The following is a 20,902-nucleotide window of genomic DNA, read 5'->3' on the forward strand; positions in this document are numbered from 1 at the left end:
CAATATGGGTCAGAAAACTCTTGCATAACGGACGGTAACCACAGAAGAAATCCGTTCGGCCATCTTGGCGATTTGACGCGCATCTCCAGGTTCTCCCTCCTCTGGGCGGGGCAACTGCTCAACGGGCGTGGCCCTGATCAGACGGCGAACAATCGCAAGCGTGTCATCGGCGTCGCGAATATCAAACCCTGGTCTCAAATGGGCAATGTCGGGTTCCGCCCGCAACTGGCGTGCGCACAGTGCATGGAATGTTCCCAGCCATGATGGCGCCATTCCTTCTCCGCAGGCCCTTGTAATACGTTCCCGCATTTCTCGGGCTGCCTTGTTTGTAAACGTCACGCAAAGAATACGTGATGGCTCCATGCCATATAGTTCGATCCGAGCGGCAACACCTGCCGTCAGGGTCTTGGTCTTCCCTGTCCCAGCACCTGCAAGCACCAGAACGCGCCCCAGTGCCAAAGCGGCAGCACGCTGCGCTGGAGTGAGGTCATCCAGCACAGGAGCAAGTCGCGGTGGAATGCTGAGTGAGGCGCTCATAACACACTGACCTGTTCTACAACGCGCCCCTCACACCGCTGGATTTCTCCATCCGTTGAGAGCACAAGAAATGGCTCATTCAGATCCCAGTCTCCCAAACGCTCGACCCAGACGCCACTGATAACGAGACCGAGTTTGGCACCAGTTCGCTCATCAAAACGCACAAGACATTGTGGCAAAGGCCCCTCTGGCCATTTTGCTGCCCCAAGGCGTTCAAGATGGATATCCCAGAACGCTTTTGCCGCTGGGGACTGATCAAGCTGCTGCGCAAGACCCGCCTTGATAACCAGAAGGTCAAGAACGTCATCGCGATATGTTTGTTCGTTTGATTTCATGGCTTCAATTCCTCCTGTGATATCCTCAACGACCTGTTCGACTGCTGTGGCGTACCAGCCTTTAACAATCAGGATTTCGGCATCTTCAGTGAGCATGGTGAACGCACACTCCAAGTCCCAGAGCTTTGTGTCTTCAGCATCTGCCATCGTGCCACCGATCACCACGCCAATCAGATCACGTGTTCCATCGGTGCAGCTGACAAACTGGCAGGGTGTCAGAGCAGGATTGGAACATCGGTTTTCCCACACATTCCTTGCGCGTTCAGTGCTGTGAAAAACTGTCAGTATTGCGCGTCTCCACTTCGGATCGTGGATTTCGCTTTTCTGTTCATGATAATTCTGGTCGAACATGACGTTATCGACCTCCCAATGAGGGTGAGCCAGAACGCCTTACAGATGGCTCAGCCTGCTCTGCCTGAGGGGCGGGCTGGGATTGCTGGCGTTTACGTAACTTGAGATCATCGACCCATCCTGCTGCGACCTGAGGGGGTGGTGTGGTGGTTGTCGCTGATCCCGCCAGTTCGCCAAAAGGGCGCGGGGCTGACCTTTCCTTGTTGCCGCGTGCCCTTAAAACCTGATTCCAGTCAGATCCGGGTGTTTTTGGTGAGGCCCGGCCATTCCACAACCCGACCTCCTGTGCCATTTTTGAAAACATTACAGCATAGTGATCACCCTGCTGGTCATTATCGACCGCGATAACCAGACGGCCTTCTGGCCGTTTGGCCACGTCCGCCAGCACGTCCTTAAGCTCAGCAACACTTTCTGGACTCATGCCCCCACCCGTGGACAAGTAAAGCGTGTTGCGGGAAAAACGGTCCATAGAGGCAAAAGACAGGGCATCTATTGCTGCTTCAGCAATGACAACACGAGACGGTGGCACACCCGGATCAGATTCAAACCGAAATAACCGTTTACCAATGCCTCCTGTCGAAAACCCTCGATATTCCGGCCCACGCATTTCCATGCCGCTCAACGCTCCCTGATTGTCACGATGCGCAAACCAGGCTGTCCCGTTGGGTCCTTCTCGTAACAGGTTTTGTTTAGCCGCAGCGTCCAGTATGCGATCAGGCAGCCCTCTCTCTTCTGAAAGATAGCGCCATGCAGCTGATCCCTGCTGGGGTGGATTACGATGTTCCCACATCCATGCTGGGTCACGTTTCTGGTTCGCATCTATCGAAGTCGGTTTGATCCGTTCCTTGACTTCGTAGCTAGGCTCCAGACCTATCAGGTTGCGTAACTCGCGCCGAACATGACCAAGATTAAGACCGGGCTTGAGGTGTTGAACAAGTTTGATGACATCACCACGCGCGCTACGATCTGGATTTGTCGGATCCCACCAGCCTTTACCACCGTGGTTTACAATGATGATTTCGCCTTCACCACGGCGGAATTTGAGGTTTTTGGCTGACCGCTGCGCTGTGGCTTCTCTGTCAAGACGATAGCCTTCGCGTTCAAGGACAAGTTCGCACCGAACGCGCTCACGTAGTGTTGCAAGCTCATCCCGTTGTGCGTCGATGGCGCGGTTATCTCCCATGACCAGCACTCCCCGAGGCCAGAAAGCTTTGTTTTCTTTCCGTAAGCCCAGTATTTTGTAAGCGCGTTTGACCGTTGGCAGTCGGCCTGCAGGCAGTTCGGTGCATGTCGGTTCTCCCCTCTCGGAGATCCATCCTGCGAGTGCATGATGCGACGAGTTTGAAAATTTATGGTCAATGACGATTTGTGATGTGTTCATGACCGACGTTCCGGGTGACTGCTATCAAGCATATGTTCCCAGGCTTTACGCCGTGCCCGCTCCGCTTTGCGCCGCAAGGCCGCCTCAAATCGGGACGGAAGAGCGTGGCAGCCGATACTGTAATCCAGGAAGGAGGCTTCAGACGACAGTTGCCGCCAGCTCGAACGAGCATTCGGGCGTACGGAAGATAAGGGGGGCATCTGCATCGTCATGACGTTTGTCCTTTGCTGTTTTAATTTCCGGATTTCAGCTTTTGCGAGCCCGTGGGTTTCTGGCGTTCCGCCTGATCGGTTTGCTCAGTTCGAGAATTGTGATGTCGCAACCTGATCCATCAATGACGAGTGTGGCGCGCAGGCGTCCTTCAACCAGAACCTGCGTGCCCTTCCGGCATTTGCGCATTGTCAGATCAGCAAGACGTTGATCGAGACAGACAATCTGATGCCATTCTCGCATTTTTTTCCGCTTGCCCTGAAACTGATCTGACCAGCTCTCTGATGTCGCCAAGGGGAATGAAACCCGACTTGCCCCATTTTCCAGATCTTCTCGCAAGGGATCCTTGCCGAGGTTTCCCACCAGGATGACGCGATTGACTGTTCCGCGCATGACAGATTTTCTTTCTGTTCTTCCCGGATATTGAGACGGCCCGCTGCCGCATCATCTTTCCGGGTGCGGTCCTTAAGAAGCGGCCATAGGCGGCGTGGTCAGGCCCTCGGGACGGCAGTGGTGCGGAAGCCGCATGCGGCTTCACGGTGCCGGCACGACCGAAGGCTTGGGGCTTGACCACGACGACGGCCGCTTCACACCGCACAGACCCGGAAAGATGTGCGGCAGTGTTTTGTCTTCTCTTTTCTTCCTTCTTTCTCTTTATTTTTAATTTCTTATCTCTTTCCCTTTTGTCTCCGATATTCTGTAGAATTTTCCGATATCGGGAAGATTGGGATAAGAGTTCTCATCACCAAATTGCCGTGCGTTACTGACCAACCAGTGAGTGGCCAATACCATGCGTTTTCCTGTAGCAAGGTTACGAAGTTGAGCCCGGTCTGACCGACCGCTAACAAACATACTCTGCCATTTCCCGGTCAGAGGATCTCGACGGGCAGCATGATACTGGCCGTTCAAAAATGCTTCGACGATCCATGGCTCGCGAGGACCGATATAATCGCCAAGTGGCATGTGATAGATTGCACCAAGCGCTATGGTTCCGACGCGCAACGGATTGTCCCCACCCTGAAAAGGTGACGTGTAATACTGTCTATTCATGATACGTGTTTTCCCGTGGGTAGGTATTTTGTGCAATCAGTCATTAGTTTTTATTGCACTGTTCTCGCTCAATGCTGTCGGCATCGAAGTAGTCAGGCCTGCGTTGGAGTTCCTGCTCCTCGAACTGATCGGCAAAGAGTGGAACTGCCTTTTCCAGCCGTCGGCGCAGATTGCGATGACGTGCTGCCGCTTTGCGTGTGCCACTCCAGCGTTTGGGTGGGTCGAGCAAAGGAGACCAACCGTGTGACCACCCTGAACCAGGGCGGACACGCGGGGCATAGTGAGAAATGATCTCACGCTCTACAGTCCGGTCCAGTATGGTGCAGAGCCATAAACTCTTGCCGTCCGGCAGTGTGTCACTTGTTGGAGGGGGCATCGTATTCGGGTTAGCCCAGAATACGGACACAAGTGCCCGCATCCCCTGCCCCATTCAGGCCACCATCCGTGAAAATGGTGCAGCTAAACAGCTATCGTTACTCTGAAACGCCAGTATGTATTCCGCTGCCTGTGACGCGAGACGGGCTGCCGTAAAAACGGCCCGCTTGTCTTCCTTCAGAAGTGAAATCCAACTTCCAATGTAATCAGCGTGTCGCACTGTCGGCGTAATGTTCAACTCAGCAAGAACGAATGCCGCTGTGAGCTCAGCCACAATCTCCTCAGCCATATATTTGTGTGAGCCGAACCGCCCTGAGAGGTCACGGTCGAGACGGCTCTTATGGCCACTCCAGTGTGCAGTCTCGTGAAAAGCTGTGCGATACCAGTTAATCTGCTCAAAATAGGCATTCTGTGGGGGAAGCCGAATATAGTCTGGATCCGGGGCATAGAATGCCTTGTCCCCACCAATTCGGATATCCGCACCAGTGGCCTGCAGCAGAGCGTCTGCATGAGGGACAATCTCGCGTTCCGGTAACGATGCGACAGTTCCTGTCATGTCTTCGGGGAGGTGTTCGCACTGGTCAATGTTGAAAACCGTATAGCGCTTCAGAAACTGAACGGCACGCGCTTCCTCTTCAGCCTCCTTGCCACCGGGCACAAAGCTGTCAGCATAGAAAACGGTCGTGCCCTTTTCACCTTTCCTGACACTCCCACCAACTTTGCGTGCCTGGTTAAACGTCAGCCATCTCTGGGAGGTAAAACCACACATCTGCACGGTTCCCCACAACAGGAGCACGTTGATACCGCTGTAGCGGCGACCTGTGGTGACATTGAGTGGGAGTGACGGGCCTGAAGCGGTACTAGACCAAGGCTGCACCCACGGGGCCACTCCGTTTTCTAACTGCTCCACTATCCGGTTGGTCACATCCTGATAGAGATCAATACGTTCATGCTTGGTCATGATCCATTCCTCTCCTTAGGCGTTAACCCAAACCGGCAAAGGTCATGCTGTGAGGGAGCACAAAGGCTGGGCCGCAGATCAGGATGATAAGTGTCAGCCCCAGAAGAATTGTTCCTGCCAGGAAACCCGCGATTTCCAGATAATCGCGTGCTGTTGTGGGAAGAGGGAGTTTCGTATCGCGCATCGTCGGTGTCCTTTTTTCTTTTGGATACCTTCGCGCAACCGGAGCGGTGTGGCGGGGGCAAGAGCGGTGCGCCAGCACCGGGATCGGAGCAACGCACAGCCCGCTTGCGGGCGAGCATTGCGAGAACCCACCTCTTGCCCCCGACGCAGCGCTCTGGTGCTCATTCTTAGTTTTCCCGTTTTTCTCTTTATTTTTTTGATCAAATTTTCTGTCTGATCTGGGAGTGATCAGGCTAACGCCAGCTCATTATTTTCGACTGCACGTATTAAACAGAGCATGACGTGCCAGATCATTCATGTTAGAAAAGACCTCTTCCTGATCACGAGAAAGCTGAAAGTGTGGCCATATTGGACACACTTACGCAGAAAACCGGCTTACGGGTGCGCCACTCATGATTGGAATGGCGTGAGGGTAAGGATGTAAGGTCATCATCAGGCGTTTATCGTGACGTCCATCTCACGATAATCCTTCACACGGCATCAGCAAACCATCACGAATAGCCTGACGGTCACGCTGGAAACAGACGCGTTCATTTCCCCCCTGTGGCCGCTGACAAGGGTAGCCAGCTTCCGCACCACAGCCACTACACTCAATGGATAATGCCGGGTCGCCGTCCAGCCACTCGATGTGGCAACGCCGACATGTGACCGGTTCATCTGTACAAATCCAGCGGGTTGGCTTTGCAGGACGGGGCCAGTGGTTTCCAGAAACGATCCTGTGTTTCAACATGAGATCATTCTCCTGACTGATTTTTTGAGAGATATGAATGAAAGGGAATCAGGTCTGGACACTCTCCTCGACCAATTCGAAATCACTGAGTGTTGTGGCTCCGGTCCAGCGATCAAGATGGAGGATCATCTCCTTTCCACCAACATCCCCGGCATAGCCGTGATCGCGGAGAGAGGAGAGTTTCTTACGGGTTATTTTCGGTATTGCCGTCCGATCTAAAAAATCAGTTATGGCAGCGTCCATAGTGTCATACGGACCATGCCAGTTGCGGGCATTGACCGGGAATATGTCCGGGGTGCGTAAAAAAACGGCTCCATCAGGCCGAAGGCAAGTTTCGACAACATATCGACCACATGTCTGTCGCGTGACATCGAGTGTCTTGCTCATTTCAAAACGTCCCTATCACCACGGTATTTTATGGTGCTGTTGGATGACAGATATAAAAAAGCCGCCCTTTAGGGCGGCCTTCCAGTAGAGAGCGTCAGCGTTTTCAGTATTCGCTGGGAAGCAGGACAATGCGCCCTATGCCGGGTTCACTGAAAGCGAATAATTTGGCTTCCTTTAGGGGGAAATCAGTATACGGGATGTCCTGCCGATAGAGTTCGACTTCCCCATCCCCTGTCTTATCTCCATCGGTACAAATAATAACGGCCGTGTGTTTTTCGAGATCAACCTTCAAGGTCCAGAACTGTCGATCTTCCTCACGCATAGTCGGCATATGCTGAACGCTTGCCAGTATATCAATCAGCCACGCGGCACCATTGGCTGCAAGATAATGGGCGCCATCTGTCAGCAGAAGACCGCTATGCCAGCGATAGTAGCGAACAGTCCCGGTAAATCCAGCAAGAGCAGAAGAAGTAATGGCGTGTGTCGGTTCCAGCGTTGCAGACATGAAAACTCTCCTTGAAAACGATGATTTTCTGGAAATGCATATTTCTGGATATCGGGTTGCATTTCCTGACATCTCCACGCGGGGCATAGTCTGGAGGCTGGAGCAAACGCGGCGCGCAGCGCCGGGATCGGACCCACGCGCAGACCGCACTGCGGTCGAGCATGGGGAGAACCAACCGTTTGCTCCAGACAGCAGACTATGGCTCTCTCCTGCTCTCATATTGCCTTTTATCTTTTCCTATTTTTTTGATGCCAACGCACGTTTGCGACGTGGTGGCGCAAGATAGGGACTGGAAATCCGTGTCGGCGACACATCAAGCCAGAAGCGGCCTCCTTTGGTCGCTTCAAGTGCATTCCTGATGGCTTTGGCTGCAAGAAATTCTGCCCCGTCATCACCGCCAAAGGCTGCCTGCTTCACATGCCACCAATCGTCAGGTTGCTTTTGCGGATCGGCTTCAAAAGCATAGGCGATAAGGTTCCCTGTGCGTTCAGGATCCTTGAGCGCTGGCTTGCCATTCGACATGAGATAAATGTCATTATCTCCTACCAGCATCAGCCCGGCAGGAACTTTGGTGAGATCGATGTCATCATAAGACGGCGACTGTGTCTCTTTCCCATCTTTTAGAAAGGTGGGCTCATAGAGTTGGTCAAAGGTGGGCGTATGCTCTTTTGCTGCTTCAGCGTGAGCCAGCAACTGTGTCACGAGCGCATGATCAAAATGAAGTTTCATGACGGTATTTCCTTAAAACATGCCTCTGGATGGACATAAAAAAGGCGGCCCGTTCGATGGGCCGCCTGTATTTGTCAGACCATGATGATTTCAAGATGCTCAGGCATCTTGCGCGCCAGCTCTGCAAGTTGTGTCGGTATGCGTGGATCATCTGGTAATTCGGTGTGTGAGGAAGTCGTCTCAGACACAGACGATGTGTCATCTGCTGACACGTCTTCCTCAGGTGTCAGCGTCTCTTCATCAGCTTCAGCCACATCTTGTTCGTCACAGAGTTCCATGTCTGATGACTGGTCATCGATCTCATCATCTTCTTCAGTCTGTGCGTCCAATTGGGCCCGTGCTGCCGCACGCGCTGCCTGTTTTTTTATTTTGGCTTTCCATGCCGGAATGCCGGTTGCAAACGTCGCAGGTTCGGGCACCCAGCGTTTTTCACCAACGTGCGCCATCAAGGCTTCACGCATCGCCTTTCCCGTGGGTTTTTCTTCCAGTCCTTCAGCCTGGACTGCCTTGGTAATCCCAGGTTTGCTGTAAGTCTTGAGGAAATCCTCAAAAGCCATCGTCGGCATATGGGCATCGGCATTGAACAGCACACCAAGAATCTGGGCAGGCAGTCCACTTCCACTATGCATGCTCACCTCGCAGTTCATGAAACTGCAGAGCACTTCAAGAGCAGCGTTCCGGAGCACTGCCGGATCGCGCACGAGCACGCCCTCTGGAAAGACACTTGCAACGGCCCGGTCCCGTTCGGAAGCCGCACCATAGGGATCATAAGTGTTATCTCCATGGATATTCACATTGTCAGCACTCAGGGCCAGCAGGAACGCTCCTATCAGATCCCATGGGTCCGCGCTCTCGCGGGCCGCTGCCAGTGCCTCTCGCAATGCCTGAGTACGGACCTCACCGATAATTTTAAGCCCTGTGCCTGAAATATCAGCGCGCTCTTTAGGTTTTTCGGGGTTTTGGGCTGACGGTAAAGAAAGTGCGTCACTTTCTGTCCTGCGGCTTGACTGTTCTCCCAGTTCGCGTAGCCGCCCTTTTTGAATCTGCAGTGTGCGTGGGTTAACCCAGATCGCCGGGATATCTCCGTCCCGTTCCATTTCCCAGGACCCCACCTTCCGGTATCCGTCGGGTGCAATTCCTTCCCCGTATTCGTTGCTCTGGAGGTAAATGGTTCCTTCAGGTCTGGTTTTTTCGGCCCAGATCTGCTGCGCCTTAAACATAGCGGCATATTGGGTGCAGTATCGATTATCTTCTCCACCCTGCCCGAAGAGATCTTCTTCCCAGACGACACCAGCTTCTTTGGCAGTCTCGTCGTCAAACTCGTAGTCGCGAGCATATAACTCGACCTGATCAAGATATCTTACAAAGTCCGACCAGTCGAAATGTGCGGCATCTTCCCTACTCATCTCATAGTCGGCCGGATCTGATCCTTCGTCAGCGCTTTCCGCCCAGATCTCGGCCCATACATCGCGTTGGCGCTCCAGCGGCGTGCGCGCAATTGCGTTCCGTTCCGTATAGGAAGGCCCAATCCCACCATCTATTGCCGCAATAATGGGCGGATGAATCTGGGATAACAGCATCAGGCCACGGAGATAGGCTGGTGTGACCATAAAAGCCCGACAGATTTCTGTATCAGAAGCGCCCTTCTCGCGCATATCCAGCACACCACGCCATTGTTCGGATTCCGCCATGTCGGCACGCACGACGTTCTCGGCAACAGCGGCCATCGTATCGCTTTTTTCATCACCAGAACGGACATGCACGTCAATTTCGTCCAGTTTCGCAGCAATACAGGCCCGCACCCGTCTGTGACCAGCGACAATCATCAACCGACCATCCTCAAGTTCCCGCACGCAGGGCGAATGAATCAGGCCCACTGTCTTGATATTCAGCGCAAGCTGATGTTCCGCACGAGCATCTGGCTGGGTCTTACGTGGATTGTTCGGGTTTGGTACGAGTGTTCTGGGATCGACGCGGCGAAGTTCCGTCATGATACGCTCCTCACTTTCAGGGTCATGAGGTGTAATTTTCTGACCTCATACCTTCGGCACCGCCGCAGACGCGCACACGGGGCAAGGGCGAGCGTCAGCGAGGCCCCGGAACGGGGCGTACCCTTGCGGCGGGGGGGGGGGGGGGGGCGCGCCCTTCCCTTTTCGGATTTCTGTTTTCCTTTTTTCTCAGGCCATCTCCTCTATTTTCTCTCCAACGTCAGAAGCAGCATCATCATTGGCTGAGGCCAATTTCAGTGCGGTTCCCTCTTCCTTGCCTTCTGCTTCCAGCTCGGCATCCAGTGCGTACAGTTCAGCACATTTGGCTTTGAGGTCCGCGGCTTCCGCAAAAGGCAGTCCTTCGCGTGCGCGATAAGCTGGCAGTCGGCGCTGTGCCTCATCCAGACTGCGACGTGCTTCAGCCAGATCGCTGTCCAGACGTAAGGCTGCGTGCTCAATCCGTGAAATCAGTCCCAGAGGCTTGGTCTCACGATCCGTCTCGACCTCGATTTCTCCTGCAGGTGTATCCAGATAGATGGAGGAGACTACTTCTGGTTTTCTCTTGTCGGACGTTCTGAACTGCTGTTCATGAGCTTCGCACATCACTTCAAATCCGGCGATCCGACCCATGCTCCACTGCCCGGTCCGGCCTTCCCGTTCAGCAAGCCGCGCCTGCGACAGTATCCATGCCCCAGCTTTTTCACGGCTCTCAACCACCGTGGTGTCACGATGCAGCGCAAACGCCTCCCCTTTCGTGGACACACGCTGGCCTATTGCCGCTTCAATTTTCGGAATGCGTGTCTGCGCTGTCTGGATGTCGCGTTCAGCTCTCTGGATCTGGCGACGCACATTGAACTGATCATCGAAATGCGCGGCCTGCAAACGCTCAAGACGCGCGATATCGGCTTCCAGGCCAGCCTTCTGTATCAGACGCATGTCACCTGATGCCAGCGCCTTGGCCATTGCAAACTGGTTGCCTTCACCGCCCACATCCTCAATCCGGCGAATGGTTCGATCTCCCGACATCGCAAGACCGATAAAACGCATCTTGCGTTCAAGCAGCTGCCAGTTGGTGGCGTCTACAGATCCCTGCTGGGCGTAAGCGTAGATTTCCACTTCATCGTGCTGGTTGCCCTGACGCACGATCCGACCTTCACGTTGCATGATGTCAGCGACGAGCCAAGGCACATCGAGATGATGCAGGGCTTTCAGGCGCTGCTGGGCATTCACTCCCGTTCCCATTGTGGCTGTTGAACCGATCAGGATACGCTTGCGGCCTGCATTGAGATCACCAAACAGACGCAGCTTGGCTGCTGCCTTGTCGTAGTCCTGCATGAAGGCAATCTGCTCGGCCGGGATACCCATGCGGATCAGCTCTGACCTGATCCAGTTATAAGCCGAGAACCCACGCTTGCTCTGGGAGGCCTGTGTGCCGAGGTCGGAGAAGATCATCTGCACCGCCCCCGGTAAATCATAGGCCCTACCCGTCTCGGGATTGGTGTAGCGATTGGCAGATGTCTCATGCCAGATTTCAAACACCTTCCGAATCATCACATTCAGCTTGGAATGTGGGTCATTATCCGCCCATGGTGCGATGAACCGGAGATCGATCGCGCCATGCCGGGCATCATTCATCACACTCAGAATGATGTCGTCCCCCTTCTGAGGACGACCTGAACGGGCTTCAATCGCGCGCATCCGTTCTGCAAGGGTCTGCTGGAATGCCCGAAAGTCTTCTGTGCTTTCGGCCACCACAATCTGTCTATTGCCGCCCTTAACAGAGGGCAGTTTGACATATCGTGCCAACTCGTCTGACTGAACGACGTCCGCAAAGTCACGATACATGGCCATCAGATCGGCCACATTGACGAATTCGGTAAAGCGTGTGACCGGTTTGTAGAGACCGTTGGGCTGAAGCTCCAGTTCGGTGCGTGTTTCCCCAAAGTTGGCGGCCCACGCATCAAATTCATGCAGATTGCGCGCAACAAGAGCATCCAGATCCATATACCGCCCGACATTCCACAATTCGGCAATCGTATTCGTAATCGGCGAACCTGAAGCCATGATCAGTGGACGTGTTGGGTCAGTCTTCGCAAGGAAACGCGTTTTTACGAAAAGATCCCATGCGCGCTGTGAGCCGTTAGGATCGACACCTCTCAGATCGGACTGATTGGTGGCGTAGGACAGTTTGCGGAAGAGCTGGGCTTCATCGACAAGGATCTGGTCGATACCCATTTCGCCCATATGAAGGAGATCATCCTTCTGGGCGGCCAATCCTTCCAGTTTTGACTCCATCCCTTCTTTCATGCGTTCAATGCGCTTGCGGGAGATGCGGTCATCGCCATCCAGGCCAGACAGAATGGCCTCATATGACGCAATCTGGTCTTCAATCATCTCCCGTTCAAACCCCGCCTCAACTGGAATAAACTTGAAAGCGTCATGGGTTATGATGATCGCATCCCAGTTTTCGGTTGCTGCGCGGGCAATAAAACGCTGACGTTTTGCTTTGACGAAATTTGTCTCGTCCGCCACGAGAATTCTCGCCGTGGGATAGAGCATGAGAAATTCACGCGCCATCTGTGCAAGGCAGTGGCCGGGAACCACGATAACGGCCTTACTGATCAGTCCAAGGCGTTTCTGCTCCATCACGGCAGCCGCCATGGAAAAGGTTTTTCCTGCCCCTACAGCATGGGCCATGTAGGTGCGCCCTGAGGCAATAATCCGCCACACCACGCGCTTCTGATGAGCACGCAAGGTAATCGTGCTGCTCGCTCCAGGCAGACGCAGGTGACTGCCATCAAAGGCCCGTGGCACCAGATTGTTGTAAGTCTCGTTATAGAGCTTTACGAGACGGTCAGACCGGTCGGGATCCTGCCACACCCACTTTTCGAACGCGCTTTTAATAGCCGCCAGTTTTTCCTTGGCGGCTTCTGTTTCCTGCGTATTGAGTTCGCGCCGGTCATTGCCATTTTCATCGCGCCAATGATCCCATATTTTGGGAATGGACTGAGAGAGCGCGTCTTCCAGAAGTTCCGCAGCATTGCGTCGTTCCGTGCCCCAGACGGATGTTGCTTCAGCGCGAGACAGAAACGGCGCACGATTGATACTCCAGCATGCCACTTCCGGGGTATGACGAACGGTTGTTTCAATCCCCATGACCTCTTGTACGAAGTCCTGAATGTCCGTGACGGGCAACCACGGTGCTCCCAGACGGGCTGTAATTTCAGAGGGACGCAGATCAGCAGGCTGCACACCTTCAAGGGCGCTGACATTGCGTGCATACCGCTGATCATGATGTGCGGCCTCGCGTGCGAGCGCCAGTTTGGTGCGCACCGCACCTGAGAGCATCTCATCAGACGTGACCCAGACGTCCCTGCCCAGCGCGCTGCGTTCCGGATCGAGGTAAATGCTCTCACCCAGTTCAGCCAACGTATCGGCTTCACTCCGTCCCAGCAGTTCGGCAATGAGAGGCAGATCCACACGGCCCGTTTCATGTAGCGATACAGCCAGCGCGTCATGGGCTCCGTGGATTTCCGGCTCTGTTGGGGCATGAATGACACGCTCGGAGAAAATCGGTCCCATGCGCCCCGTATCCGTGCGCTCGTCATACTCCTCAATCGAAGCCACCAGCCAGACGTCAGGATCATCCATAAAAGGCTGCAGGTTCGGACGCCGCTGGGTTTCGCGTGTTTTCCCAGTTTCAGGGTTCTCGCGTAGCGTGGTGCGGGTATGATTGATGGGGCCAAACTCTCGCACGAAACTCTGGTACGCCGTCTTCAAAGTGCGCTGCTGCGCTCCATAAGGCAGGTTCTGCATCTGCGCCCGCAACACACTTCGCGCGGCATCACGGATGGGCACCAGCGCACGAATGATCCGCGCATGTTTGGCAAAAATCCCTTCTGTCTGTCCTGCCTTGCGGATCGGCACGATCTGCGCCTGTCCCTCAATGATCTGGTGCAGCACACTCCGATCAACAAAGTAGCTTCCCTCCTTGAGGTCCGCCCCACTTGCTGCAGTTCCAATAGTGACGCCCTCACCGGCTGGTCGGACAATGCGGGCCTCGCGTGGGGGGAGGAAATGCGTGTTGGGTGCTATCCGGTTCAGGGCTTGCGGAAGAAGAAGGTCTAGTTCTGCGCCGGCGGTGGCAGAGCATGTGTAACCGGGACCAAACTGCGTTGTCGTCCAGATATGACTGCCGAGCACCTGTTCGGGATGGTCATGGAAATACCGGTTTATGACGAGCGGACCATTCCCCTCATCTGAGTCTGGGATGTCTGCAGTTTCAACCCAGCTCTCGTTTGACGGCTCTTCCCCCATTTCTCGTTTGCGGAATGCCAGGATATCGACCACCACATCTGTCCCGGCATCGTCACGCATTGCGCCTTCAGGTAAACGCACAGCGCCAAGCAGGTCAGCGCTCTCGCCAATGATCCGTCGGGCATTCGGATCCGTCTTGTCCAATGTGTAACGAGAGGTCACGAACAGGGCGATCCCGCCTGGACGCAGAGCTTCGAGCGAACGGGCGATGAAGAAATCATGGAGGCTCAGACCCTGCCTATCCAGTCCCTCACGACCATGCACTGTGCGGTTGCTGAACGGGGGATTGCCAATCGCCAGATCATAGCCCTGTGGGAGCTGGGCACGCGTGAAGTCCTCACTGCGGATCCATTGGTTCGGATAGAGCTTGCGCGCGATACGGGCAGAGATGGGATCGTTCTCAATGCCGGTAAAAGCGATCTTGCCGTCGAGTTTTTCTGGGATAGCGGCGATGAAGAGCCCCGTGCCGCACCCCGGTTCAAGCACTGAACCGCCACGAAACCCCATACGCAGGGCCATGTCCCACATCGAGTGAACGATCAGTTCGGGCGTATAATGGGCATACTGGGTAGCACGTTGCAGACCGGCGCGTTCTGTCTCCGACGTTAGATGTTCAAGTTCTGCAGCAAGGCTTTCCCATCCCTTTCGGACCTCTCTGCCTGTGGGCGGGAAGAGGCTGTTGGCCAATTCACCTGCGCCAAAACCCGTAAAACGGGCCAGAACATCCTGCTCTGCTGTAGTAGCATTCCGATCTTCGCGCTCAAGTGTTGCGAGGAGGGCGATCGCTGCGATATTGGCTTCCGCGCGCGCTTTCCACCCTTGAGCCAGACCACGTACGCCCTTCAGACGAAAATCCCGCTGCGGGATACGGAAGGTCTGAGGGGAGGGGACTGAGATTTCCGGTATGGGCTGGTCATCATCCAGAGACCAGAGGGCTGCAAGTTCACCTGACAGCACTGTAGTATCGAACAGATTGAGTTGCGAGGCAGACATGGACATGATGACACACTCCGTTCAAACGGCTTCGCCCGACACCTTAGAAAGGGTCGGGGGCCTGATTGCATAGGTTTGTCGGGATTAGTGGCAAGGAGCGGGAAGGGGAGCGTCTACTCTCTTCATTCCTTGCCCCTTATGCCTTCCTGACAACCGGGGCGGAGTGTGTGGCGCAAGTGCGGTGCGCAGCGCCGGGAGCGGAGCCACGCACAGACCGCGTAGCGGGCGAGCATGGCGAGCACCAACCACTTGCGCCACACGCTCAGGACTGGTGTATGGTATATTTGACCGCATTATTTTACGCCGTAAAATTTTTACGCCGTAAAAATTCTGGATATATCTATCTGCCTGCGTTATGTTTTGCGGGTATACTGCAATTAGGTTACACGTTTTTAGCGTGTTTTTATCTCATGATCTGAGGTCACAATGGTAAGGCCAAAAAACAATCACCGACAATCTATAATAATGCTCTCTTCTCCCAAAGGAGGAGTAGGTAAGTCGTCCTTGTCACGAAATATCTTGGTTTTAGCTTCAAGGGCAGGGAAAAATGTACTCGGTCTTGATATGGATAAACAAGCAACTCTAGCCACCTGGGCAGAGCGACGTGAACGCGTCAGAGCTGGAATCTCTGGCGTCTCGGAAATTCCAGTGCGTCGCGTAATGCTAGATGACTGGCGAGGCGCATTGAAAGAAGCGCGTAATTCTACAGCTGACTTTATTGTTATTGATACACCGCCATCAATAGAAATTAATATGACCGCGATTCTCGGACTGTGTGAAGGGGCTGATTTCGTTCTTGTACCTTGCCAACAGACCCAAGATGACTTTGATAGTGTCGCTCCATGGATGCGACATCTGAAACAAAGTAATGTAAAAGCGGCTTTTATTATTAATCGAGCTAATATACGTGCGCGTTCCTACGCGACTATTCGTTCAAAATTAATGAATGTAGGTCCAGTCTGCCCAATAGAAATATCACAAGCTGAAGAAATATCTTTAGCAAATGGTAAAGGGCTTGGAGTGATGGACCTAAGTAAACCGAAAAATGCTGAAGCTTTCGGTGCGTTGTGGGCATACCTAAAGCAGGAGTTGGATTTATGAGCAAAGCAACTTCAAGGCGGGGCGTTTCTCTGCGAGCTCTACAGGATTTGGATGCAGATGAAGTGCCTGCATTCGATGCCCGTCCCCAAGAGTTACGGGAATTAACTATTGTATCATCGGAAACCTTAGAGACTATCAGTAGCGTTTTTTCTGGCACTGAACTGGCAAATGATCAAGCACGTATTCGCGTTATTCTTGAAACTCAACGAGCCGTTAATGCTGCATGGGAAAGGGCTGCGCGTTCATTTTTGGAGATTGGACGGGCATTAAATACGCTCGATAACGTACTTTTTTCTCGAGAAGAAAAAAATCGACTTAAATCAAGCTTCGAAGAATTTTTTCCGTTTTCAGAACCTGTTGCTTCTCAATTTAGACGCATTGCTCATGTCGTAGATAGCGGCCGTCTTGATGAGACTTCTTTGCCTGGCTCATATAGTGCTGCCTATCAATTAAGTCTACTTGCACCAGAAGAGCTCGATATTGCTCGCGCGCAAGGTCTTGTGGGTCCAAACACTTCAAGGTCAGCCATCATTGCTTTTCGTAAATCAATCAAACGGAATATTTCACATGTTGATTTTGCTGCATTATCTACTGAGGCTCGGCGATTAAAATCTACCCGAAGGCATATGCTTGAGCAGCTAATCGCGATAAGAACTCGTCTCAAAGAAATCCAAACATTACTTGATGAGGATTAATAAGCTCATTCATTTATTGCGAATAGAAAGCATAATTCTAGATGAATCCGCTACGTTTTGTAAGCGTATACATATTCATACAAGTCGTAGCGGGAATTCAAATATTGTCTTACTGATGTCGGAGTATTTCCCATTAAATTAACAGGAGTAATCATCGTGACAAACTCGTTAAAAACTAACATTTGGAGGGATAGCAAGACTATTGTTTAGTGCTTCTGGCTTCTCATTTCAGGTTTCTAACATACCATTCGATGGACTACGGGCTGTTTTTGGCGCAGCAACTTGAACTGCGAGGATTTTGTGCTTTCTCTTGCGATCCGCAGGGCTAATTCTCTCGAGAAAAAGAGAAACGGTGCGCTATTATGGGTAGTAAGAGCAAGCTGATCTTTATGGAAAGCCCGTTATGATAAGATGCATGCGGATAAATAGTCATGCCTGTGATTTCTGGTTAAAAAAGATGTATGTTAACGGAGGATTGGATAATGGACTTTCCAATGCTGATCCCTCATTGTGGACAGAGTCCAAAAATAATTCAAAAATGAATGGTAATGTTTAGATGTGACGAAAGTTTCTTAGAAATTGATCTTATTACGGTAAGAAATTTACGTTCGTAATAAGGATTGGACTCTGTCCACAAAGTTTGCAAAAATTTTAATTTGCGCTTATCGAAAGTAGTTAATCTAAAATCTTCCTGCAATACTAATATATTTTTTCTTATTAACATGTAAATTTACTTTCCAATTCGCTTTTCGGGAATTGGAGGTGGAGAAGGATAAAGAATGATTCCATATTTATCGTCCATTTGTACCTTAGCTTCCGGGTAGACTGAGAGAGCAATTTTAAGCGGAGTAACAATGTCTTTTTTAAAATATCGTAATTCTTTATATTCCGGGCCGAACTGATTTTTTAACGTATTCCAACTTAAAGTAAGCGGATCGTTAAGTACATGTAATCTGTACGCCAACCAGATATAAATATCGATAGCCTTAGATTTATTAGATATTTGTCGAATTGCGATTTCACGAAGAGGAAGTGGATGTTCAATAAGGCTCTCATAAAAGCCTTCATCTAATCTTACGGCTTCTTTCCAAAATGATAGTTGGTTTCCATTTTCAGATTCAATTGGCATGATGGCGTCACGGACAAACGCACCGTTAGTTATAATTTCTGCACCAGCATTTATTCTAGTGAACGTCAAACGGCATCGACTAATACGATTAGCTTGATCTCTGACGGCAATATAGGTTTTGCCACCAACTGAAACACCCATTGCTTTTAACCAAGCATTCATGCTGGATCCGAGCTCGACTTCTCTGGATCTGGTTCTTACAGCTTGTGTTTGTAGATATAGAAGGATAAGTCTAGCCATTGCGCCAAATGGCACGCCTACGGCTTTATTTTCTTTATCTAAGCCACTTTCTACTAGAAGTTGAATTGAACCTCCTTCGCGGCGCCAAATAGATTCTGAGATTTTTTTATGTGGTAAAGCGGCCATTGCAAATCCTGCATGAGCTATACCAATAGCCTGATCTTCATCAGACATTACTTCATGAGCGGCTTCGACACACAGGCGTTGCGTTTTATCCTCAAGTGAGGCTAATCGCCGCATTTCTTCAACGCCAAATCTGTCTAGTAAGCTATGAATCTGTCCCATACTTGAACAATGTCATAAGGAAAATTTGTTCGTCAATTTGGACTTTGTCCACGAGAAGGAATTTGGACTCTGTCCACGGTTCTTTGGACTCTGTCCGCAAAAGCTATTTGTTATTATTTGATTCTTTATTAGTTTATGTGTGGGCAAAGTCCAAGGGATAAGCCCATTATCGTGGAGAGAGTCCAAACTTATCGCGGGTAGAGTCCAAAGGATAAGATTTGGTGCGTAAACTAGATTGTGGATAAGTCCGCTTGATAAAAGTTGGACATCGTGGAAAGAGTCCAATGAAACCGAAGGGTCACGGATATATTTTATACCCGTGGAGAGAGTCCAAATTACCTCCAATACGAGTCGGCTCCCAAAAAGCAGGAATTACTGTGAGTGTAAAAATTCTTCATGCATCGATTTTAGATATCTGAATTTTGAAATATCAGGCGACGGCCTTTCTTCGTTTTTGAGATTAGGAAAGGCAGAATTAAGCCTATATCGATTCAAAACCGACTTTTTCCTGGATGTCGGGTTAGGGCCTGATCATCCTCAATATAAGCTTCCAGGACTCGGTAATCCCGGTGACGCGAGAAACGCTTGAGCGCCATCAGATCGTAATTGTCTTGCGCCCCCGTCGTGATGGCCCCACGACGCAGACTATGTCCGCTAAAGTCTCCTTCGAGGCCGGCGGCAAGGCATCGTTGTTTGATGATCTTGGCCACAGACCAGTCAGAGAGACTTTGTGTGCCAATTTTCGGGAGAGGGGGTGACACACCTGGTTTCGAGGCCGCAGGAGACCAGATGCGTGGAAAGGCCGCAGTCGTGGAATGGTCGTTTGCCGTTTTCTTGCGCGGTTTAAGACCCGATAGCCGTAACCACGTCTCCCACGCACGAACTGGACAAAAGCGCGTAATACCACGGGGAATGGCGACCACAGTGCCCTTGTTCTGCTTATCGCCCTTGGATTGAGGGAGCGTAATCCGCATGCAGTCATCATCCAGAGTGACGTATTCAAGCCGAATAGACGCCAACTCCGAGCGCCGTAACGCCCCACCATAGCCGATCAGGAGGATTGCTCGATCGCGTGCGTCTACCAATGTGGTCATCGGGATTGCATCAATCACTTCGCACATCATGTCCCATGTCAGACCTTTGACCTGCCGCGGCATTTCCTTGCCAGGAGATCGATGGATACCAGCCACTGTTTCCGTGACCAAAGCCTGGGCAGTCGGGATAGGAAGTTGAGCGATGTGATGGAGGTAGCGAAGTGCTGCACGATGCAGTTCGATCGTCGTCGGCTTGCGACCACGGAGCGCAAGATCTGCGAGATAGGTCGCCACATCTGTGCTGCGTGCGGGCAGGGCAGGGAGACCATGACGGTTTGTCCAGGCACACCATCCCTTAATAGCTGAACGATAGGCGCGCCGCGTATTTGCGGACTTGCCATGTTGCACGAATGCTCCCACAGCTGCTTGCGATGTTTCAAGCCGCCCATCGTGCTCTGGTATATCGATTTCGCACAATGCTGAAAACCAGCGTGTTACGTTGGCTGGAGCCTGCCCGATAGGTGCGGGAGGCAGAATCTTTGAAGTGTCTTCTTTCTCGGCTCGTGGGCCACTGTTACTGCTGATCTTGGATGACACCAATGTGGCAACGAACGCCAGCTTTTCGCAGTCAATTTCCAACGCCAGTTCGATCTGATAGCCAGAAGGCAAAGTAGGAAAGGTCGCCTTGACAGCTTCTCCTGCAGCGGCGGCATGTTCCGCATGGCGGGGCAATTCGGTATCTGGCAGGAAGGATCCATCGGGAAGTGCACTGCCGGCGATCCGCACAGGAAGCGGTGGGGAAAAATGTGCCGTCGAGAGAATAGGCCGCAAAACATCAATTGAGGCCTGGGGATCATTCAGACGTTGGCAGGTCAGACGATCTACCTGCTCAAGAACATAAGAACGTAAAACCGGCCAGGAGCCAGTTATATGCAGGGTATCAAGCATGACTCGTTATTCTAATGATCTTGGGAGATTAGACCAGAAGTAAACTTGTTTTCGAAGTTCTCTCTGAAACTTTGAGATTCAGAAAATCTGTTCAAACAGTTTCTTGTCTCTTCATCCGATAGCCTGCGATACCCTTGATATTCCTAGGTTGCTCCATCACCCGTATAATGAGGAAATTTCTATATTTTTGGACCACTTGACGAGGGAAAAATCCCTTCCAATCTTAGGTGTGTCAGACGCCTTCGGGTCTGACCTTAAGCGTCCTGAGCTAAACGATTGAGCTCCATGTTGCTTTAATAGGAGGATATGGATGTCGAAACTGAAAAGACTCTATTTACGCTATGGTAATCCCCCCATTTTTAGTGGGGTGCTGAATGAGAATTTAGGCAGCTGTTTTTAGTTTCTGGGCGGGGGTTAGCCCGCTGTTCCCCATGTTGG

The 20,902-nt window shown here is 52.0% G+C and carries 17 protein-coding genes; 2 read left to right on the forward strand and 15 right to left on the reverse strand.

Annotation, left to right across the window (positions count from 1 at the left end; genetic code table 11):
• Positions 1-9: 9 nt before the first annotated feature.
• The 13 genes from APA10_RS07450 to APA10_RS07505 all read right to left on the reverse strand — a co-directional run bounded on the left by APA10_RS07450 (position 10) and on the right by APA10_RS07505 (position 15,038).
• Positions 10-537: a UvrD-helicase domain-containing protein gene (locus APA10_RS07450; protein WP_035367412.1), complete on the reverse strand. Its 528-nt coding sequence runs from the start codon at positions 535-537 to the stop codon at positions 10-12.
• Positions 534-1,223 (reverse strand): hypothetical protein, encoded by a 690-nt coding sequence (locus tag APA10_RS14280; protein WP_003630458.1) that lies wholly within the window; start codon positions 1,221-1,223, stop codon positions 534-536. The genes APA10_RS07450 and APA10_RS14280 overlap by 4 nt, the downstream gene beginning before the upstream one ends.
• A 4-nt stretch (positions 1,224-1,227) precedes the next feature.
• Positions 1,228-2,406, reverse strand: coding sequence for a DUF3991 and TOPRIM domain-containing protein (locus APA10_RS07460; protein ID WP_035366154.1), 1,179 nt, complete (start codon positions 2,404-2,406; stop codon positions 1,228-1,230).
• Between the two features lie 444 nt (positions 2,407-2,850).
• Positions 2,851-3,207: a single-stranded DNA-binding protein gene (gene ssb, locus APA10_RS07465; RefSeq protein WP_050923539.1), complete on the reverse strand. Its 357-nt coding sequence runs from the start codon at positions 3,205-3,207 to the stop codon at positions 2,851-2,853.
• A gap of 267 nt (positions 3,208-3,474) precedes the next feature.
• Entirely contained in the window at positions 3,475-3,864 is a 390-nt protein-coding gene (locus tag APA10_RS07470) for a hypothetical protein (RefSeq protein ID WP_035366152.1), read from the reverse strand.
• 43 nt (positions 3,865-3,907) lie between these two features.
• The gene (locus APA10_RS14890; RefSeq protein WP_124326551.1) at positions 3,908-4,282 is read right to left on the reverse strand and encodes a hypothetical protein; all 375 of its coding nucleotides are present in this window, start codon (positions 4,280-4,282) and stop codon (positions 3,908-3,910) included.
• A gap of 12 nt (positions 4,283-4,294) precedes the next feature.
• Positions 4,295-5,200, reverse strand: coding sequence for an ArdC family protein (locus APA10_RS07480; protein WP_003630454.1), 906 nt, complete (start codon positions 5,198-5,200; stop codon positions 4,295-4,297).
• Positions 5,201-5,222: 22 nt separating this feature from the next.
• Entirely contained in the window at positions 5,223-5,384 is a 162-nt protein-coding gene (locus APA10_RS14895; protein WP_003630453.1) for a hypothetical protein, read from the reverse strand.
• A gap of 777 nt (positions 5,385-6,161) precedes the next feature.
• The gene (locus tag APA10_RS15395; protein ID WP_231869329.1) at positions 6,162-6,500 is read right to left on the reverse strand and encodes a hypothetical protein; all 339 of its coding nucleotides are present in this window, start codon (positions 6,498-6,500) and stop codon (positions 6,162-6,164) included.
• Positions 6,501-6,603: 103 nt separating this feature from the next.
• The gene (locus APA10_RS07490; protein WP_003630451.1) at positions 6,604-7,005 is read right to left on the reverse strand and encodes a DUF6876 family protein; all 402 of its coding nucleotides are present in this window, start codon (positions 7,003-7,005) and stop codon (positions 6,604-6,606) included.
• Positions 7,006-7,242: 237 nt separating this feature from the next.
• A complete protein-coding gene (locus tag APA10_RS07495; RefSeq protein WP_003630447.1) occupies positions 7,243-7,734 on the reverse strand; it encodes a DUF3085 domain-containing protein in 492 nt (163 codons plus the stop codon).
• Between the two features lie 74 nt (positions 7,735-7,808).
• Positions 7,809-9,725, reverse strand: a complete 1,917-nt coding sequence (locus APA10_RS07500; RefSeq protein WP_003630446.1) for a ParB N-terminal domain-containing protein — start codon at positions 9,723-9,725, stop codon at positions 7,809-7,811.
• A 186-nt stretch (positions 9,726-9,911) separates the two neighbouring features.
• The gene (locus APA10_RS07505; RefSeq protein ID WP_035367413.1) at positions 9,912-15,038 is read right to left on the reverse strand and encodes a DEAD/DEAH box helicase family protein; all 5,127 of its coding nucleotides are present in this window, start codon (positions 15,036-15,038) and stop codon (positions 9,912-9,914) included.
• A gap of 459 nt (positions 15,039-15,497) precedes the next feature.
• Here APA10_RS07505 and APA10_RS07510 point away from each other — a divergent pair, with 459 nt between their 5' ends.
• Together APA10_RS07510 and APA10_RS07515 are read left to right on the forward strand one after the other, a co-directional pair.
• Positions 15,498-16,133 (forward strand): ParA family protein, encoded by a 636-nt coding sequence (locus APA10_RS07510; RefSeq protein WP_076027017.1) that lies wholly within the window; start codon positions 15,498-15,500, stop codon positions 16,131-16,133.
• Positions 16,130-16,828 (forward strand): hypothetical protein, encoded by a 699-nt coding sequence (locus tag APA10_RS07515; protein WP_019088965.1) that lies wholly within the window; start codon positions 16,130-16,132, stop codon positions 16,826-16,828. The genes APA10_RS07510 and APA10_RS07515 overlap by 4 nt, the downstream gene beginning before the upstream one ends.
• 730 nt (positions 16,829-17,558) lie before the next feature.
• On the opposite strand, the gene APA10_RS07520 is transcribed toward APA10_RS07515, so the two are convergent.
• Together APA10_RS07520 and APA10_RS07525 are read right to left on the reverse strand one after the other, a co-directional pair.
• A complete protein-coding gene (locus APA10_RS07520) occupies positions 17,559-18,482 on the reverse strand; it encodes a replication protein RepA (protein ID WP_003631062.1) in 924 nt (307 codons plus the stop codon).
• Between the two features lie 491 nt (positions 18,483-18,973).
• Positions 18,974-20,464: a tyrosine-type recombinase/integrase gene (locus APA10_RS07525; RefSeq protein ID WP_035367414.1), complete on the reverse strand. Its 1,491-nt coding sequence runs from the start codon at positions 20,462-20,464 to the stop codon at positions 18,974-18,976.
• Positions 20,465-20,902: the final 438 nt, after the last annotated feature.

This window comes from Acetobacter pasteurianus subsp. pasteurianus LMG 1262 = NBRC 106471 (assembly GCF_000285275.1).
Classification (GTDB): Bacteria; Pseudomonadota; Alphaproteobacteria; order Acetobacterales; family Acetobacteraceae; genus Acetobacter; species Acetobacter pasteurianus.

Bases quoted from the DNA above. Each gene is read 5' to 3' on its own strand.
- APA10_RS07480 (WP_003630454.1), bottom strand. From the start codon at position 5,200: ATGACCAAGCATGAACGTATTGATCTCTATCAGGATGTGACCAACCGG.
- APA10_RS07515 (WP_019088965.1), top strand. From the start codon at position 16,130: ATGAGCAAAGCAACTTCAAGGCGGGGCGTTTCTCTGCGAGCTCTACAG.
- APA10_RS07495 (WP_003630447.1), bottom strand. From the start codon at position 7,734: ATGAAACTTCATTTTGATCATGCGCTCGTGACACAGTTGCTGGCTCAC.
- APA10_RS07510 (WP_076027017.1), top strand. From the start codon at position 15,498: ATGCTCTCTTCTCCCAAAGGAGGAGTAGGTAAGTCGTCCTTGTCACGA.
- APA10_RS07525 (WP_035367414.1), bottom strand. From the start codon at position 20,464: ATGCTTGATACCCTGCATATAACTGGCTCCTGGCCGGTTTTACGTTCT.
- APA10_RS07470 (WP_035366152.1), bottom strand. From the start codon at position 3,864: ATGAATAGACAGTATTACACGTCACCTTTTCAGGGTGGGGACAATCCG.
- APA10_RS07450 (WP_035367412.1), bottom strand. From the start codon at position 537: ATGAGCGCCTCACTCAGCATTCCACCGCGACTTGCTCCTGTGCTGGAT.
- APA10_RS07505 (WP_035367413.1), bottom strand. From the start codon at position 15,038: ATGTCCATGTCTGCCTCGCAACTCAATCTGTTCGATACTACAGTGCTG.
- APA10_RS14280 (WP_003630458.1), bottom strand. From the start codon at position 1,223: ATGTTCGACCAGAATTATCATGAACAGAAAAGCGAAATCCACGATCCG.
- APA10_RS15395 (WP_231869329.1), bottom strand. From the start codon at position 6,500: ATGAGCAAGACACTCGATGTCACGCGACAGACATGTGGTCGATATGTT.
- APA10_RS07490 (WP_003630451.1), bottom strand. From the start codon at position 7,005: ATGTCTGCAACGCTGGAACCGACACACGCCATTACTTCTTCTGCTCTT.
- APA10_RS14895 (WP_003630453.1), bottom strand. From the start codon at position 5,384: ATGCGCGATACGAAACTCCCTCTTCCCACAACAGCACGCGATTATCTG.
- APA10_RS07520 (WP_003631062.1), bottom strand. From the start codon at position 18,482: ATGGGACAGATTCATAGCTTACTAGACAGATTTGGCGTTGAAGAAATG.
- APA10_RS07460 (WP_035366154.1), bottom strand. From the start codon at position 2,406: ATGGGAGATAACCGCGCCATCGACGCACAACGGGATGAGCTTGCAACA.
- APA10_RS14890 (WP_124326551.1), bottom strand. From the start codon at position 4,282: ATGCGGGCACTTGTGTCCGTATTCTGGGCTAACCCGAATACGATGCCC.
- APA10_RS07500 (WP_003630446.1), bottom strand. From the start codon at position 9,725: ATGACGGAACTTCGCCGCGTCGATCCCAGAACACTCGTACCAAACCCG.
- ssb (WP_050923539.1), bottom strand. From the start codon at position 3,207: ATGCGCGGAACAGTCAATCGCGTCATCCTGGTGGGAAACCTCGGCAAG.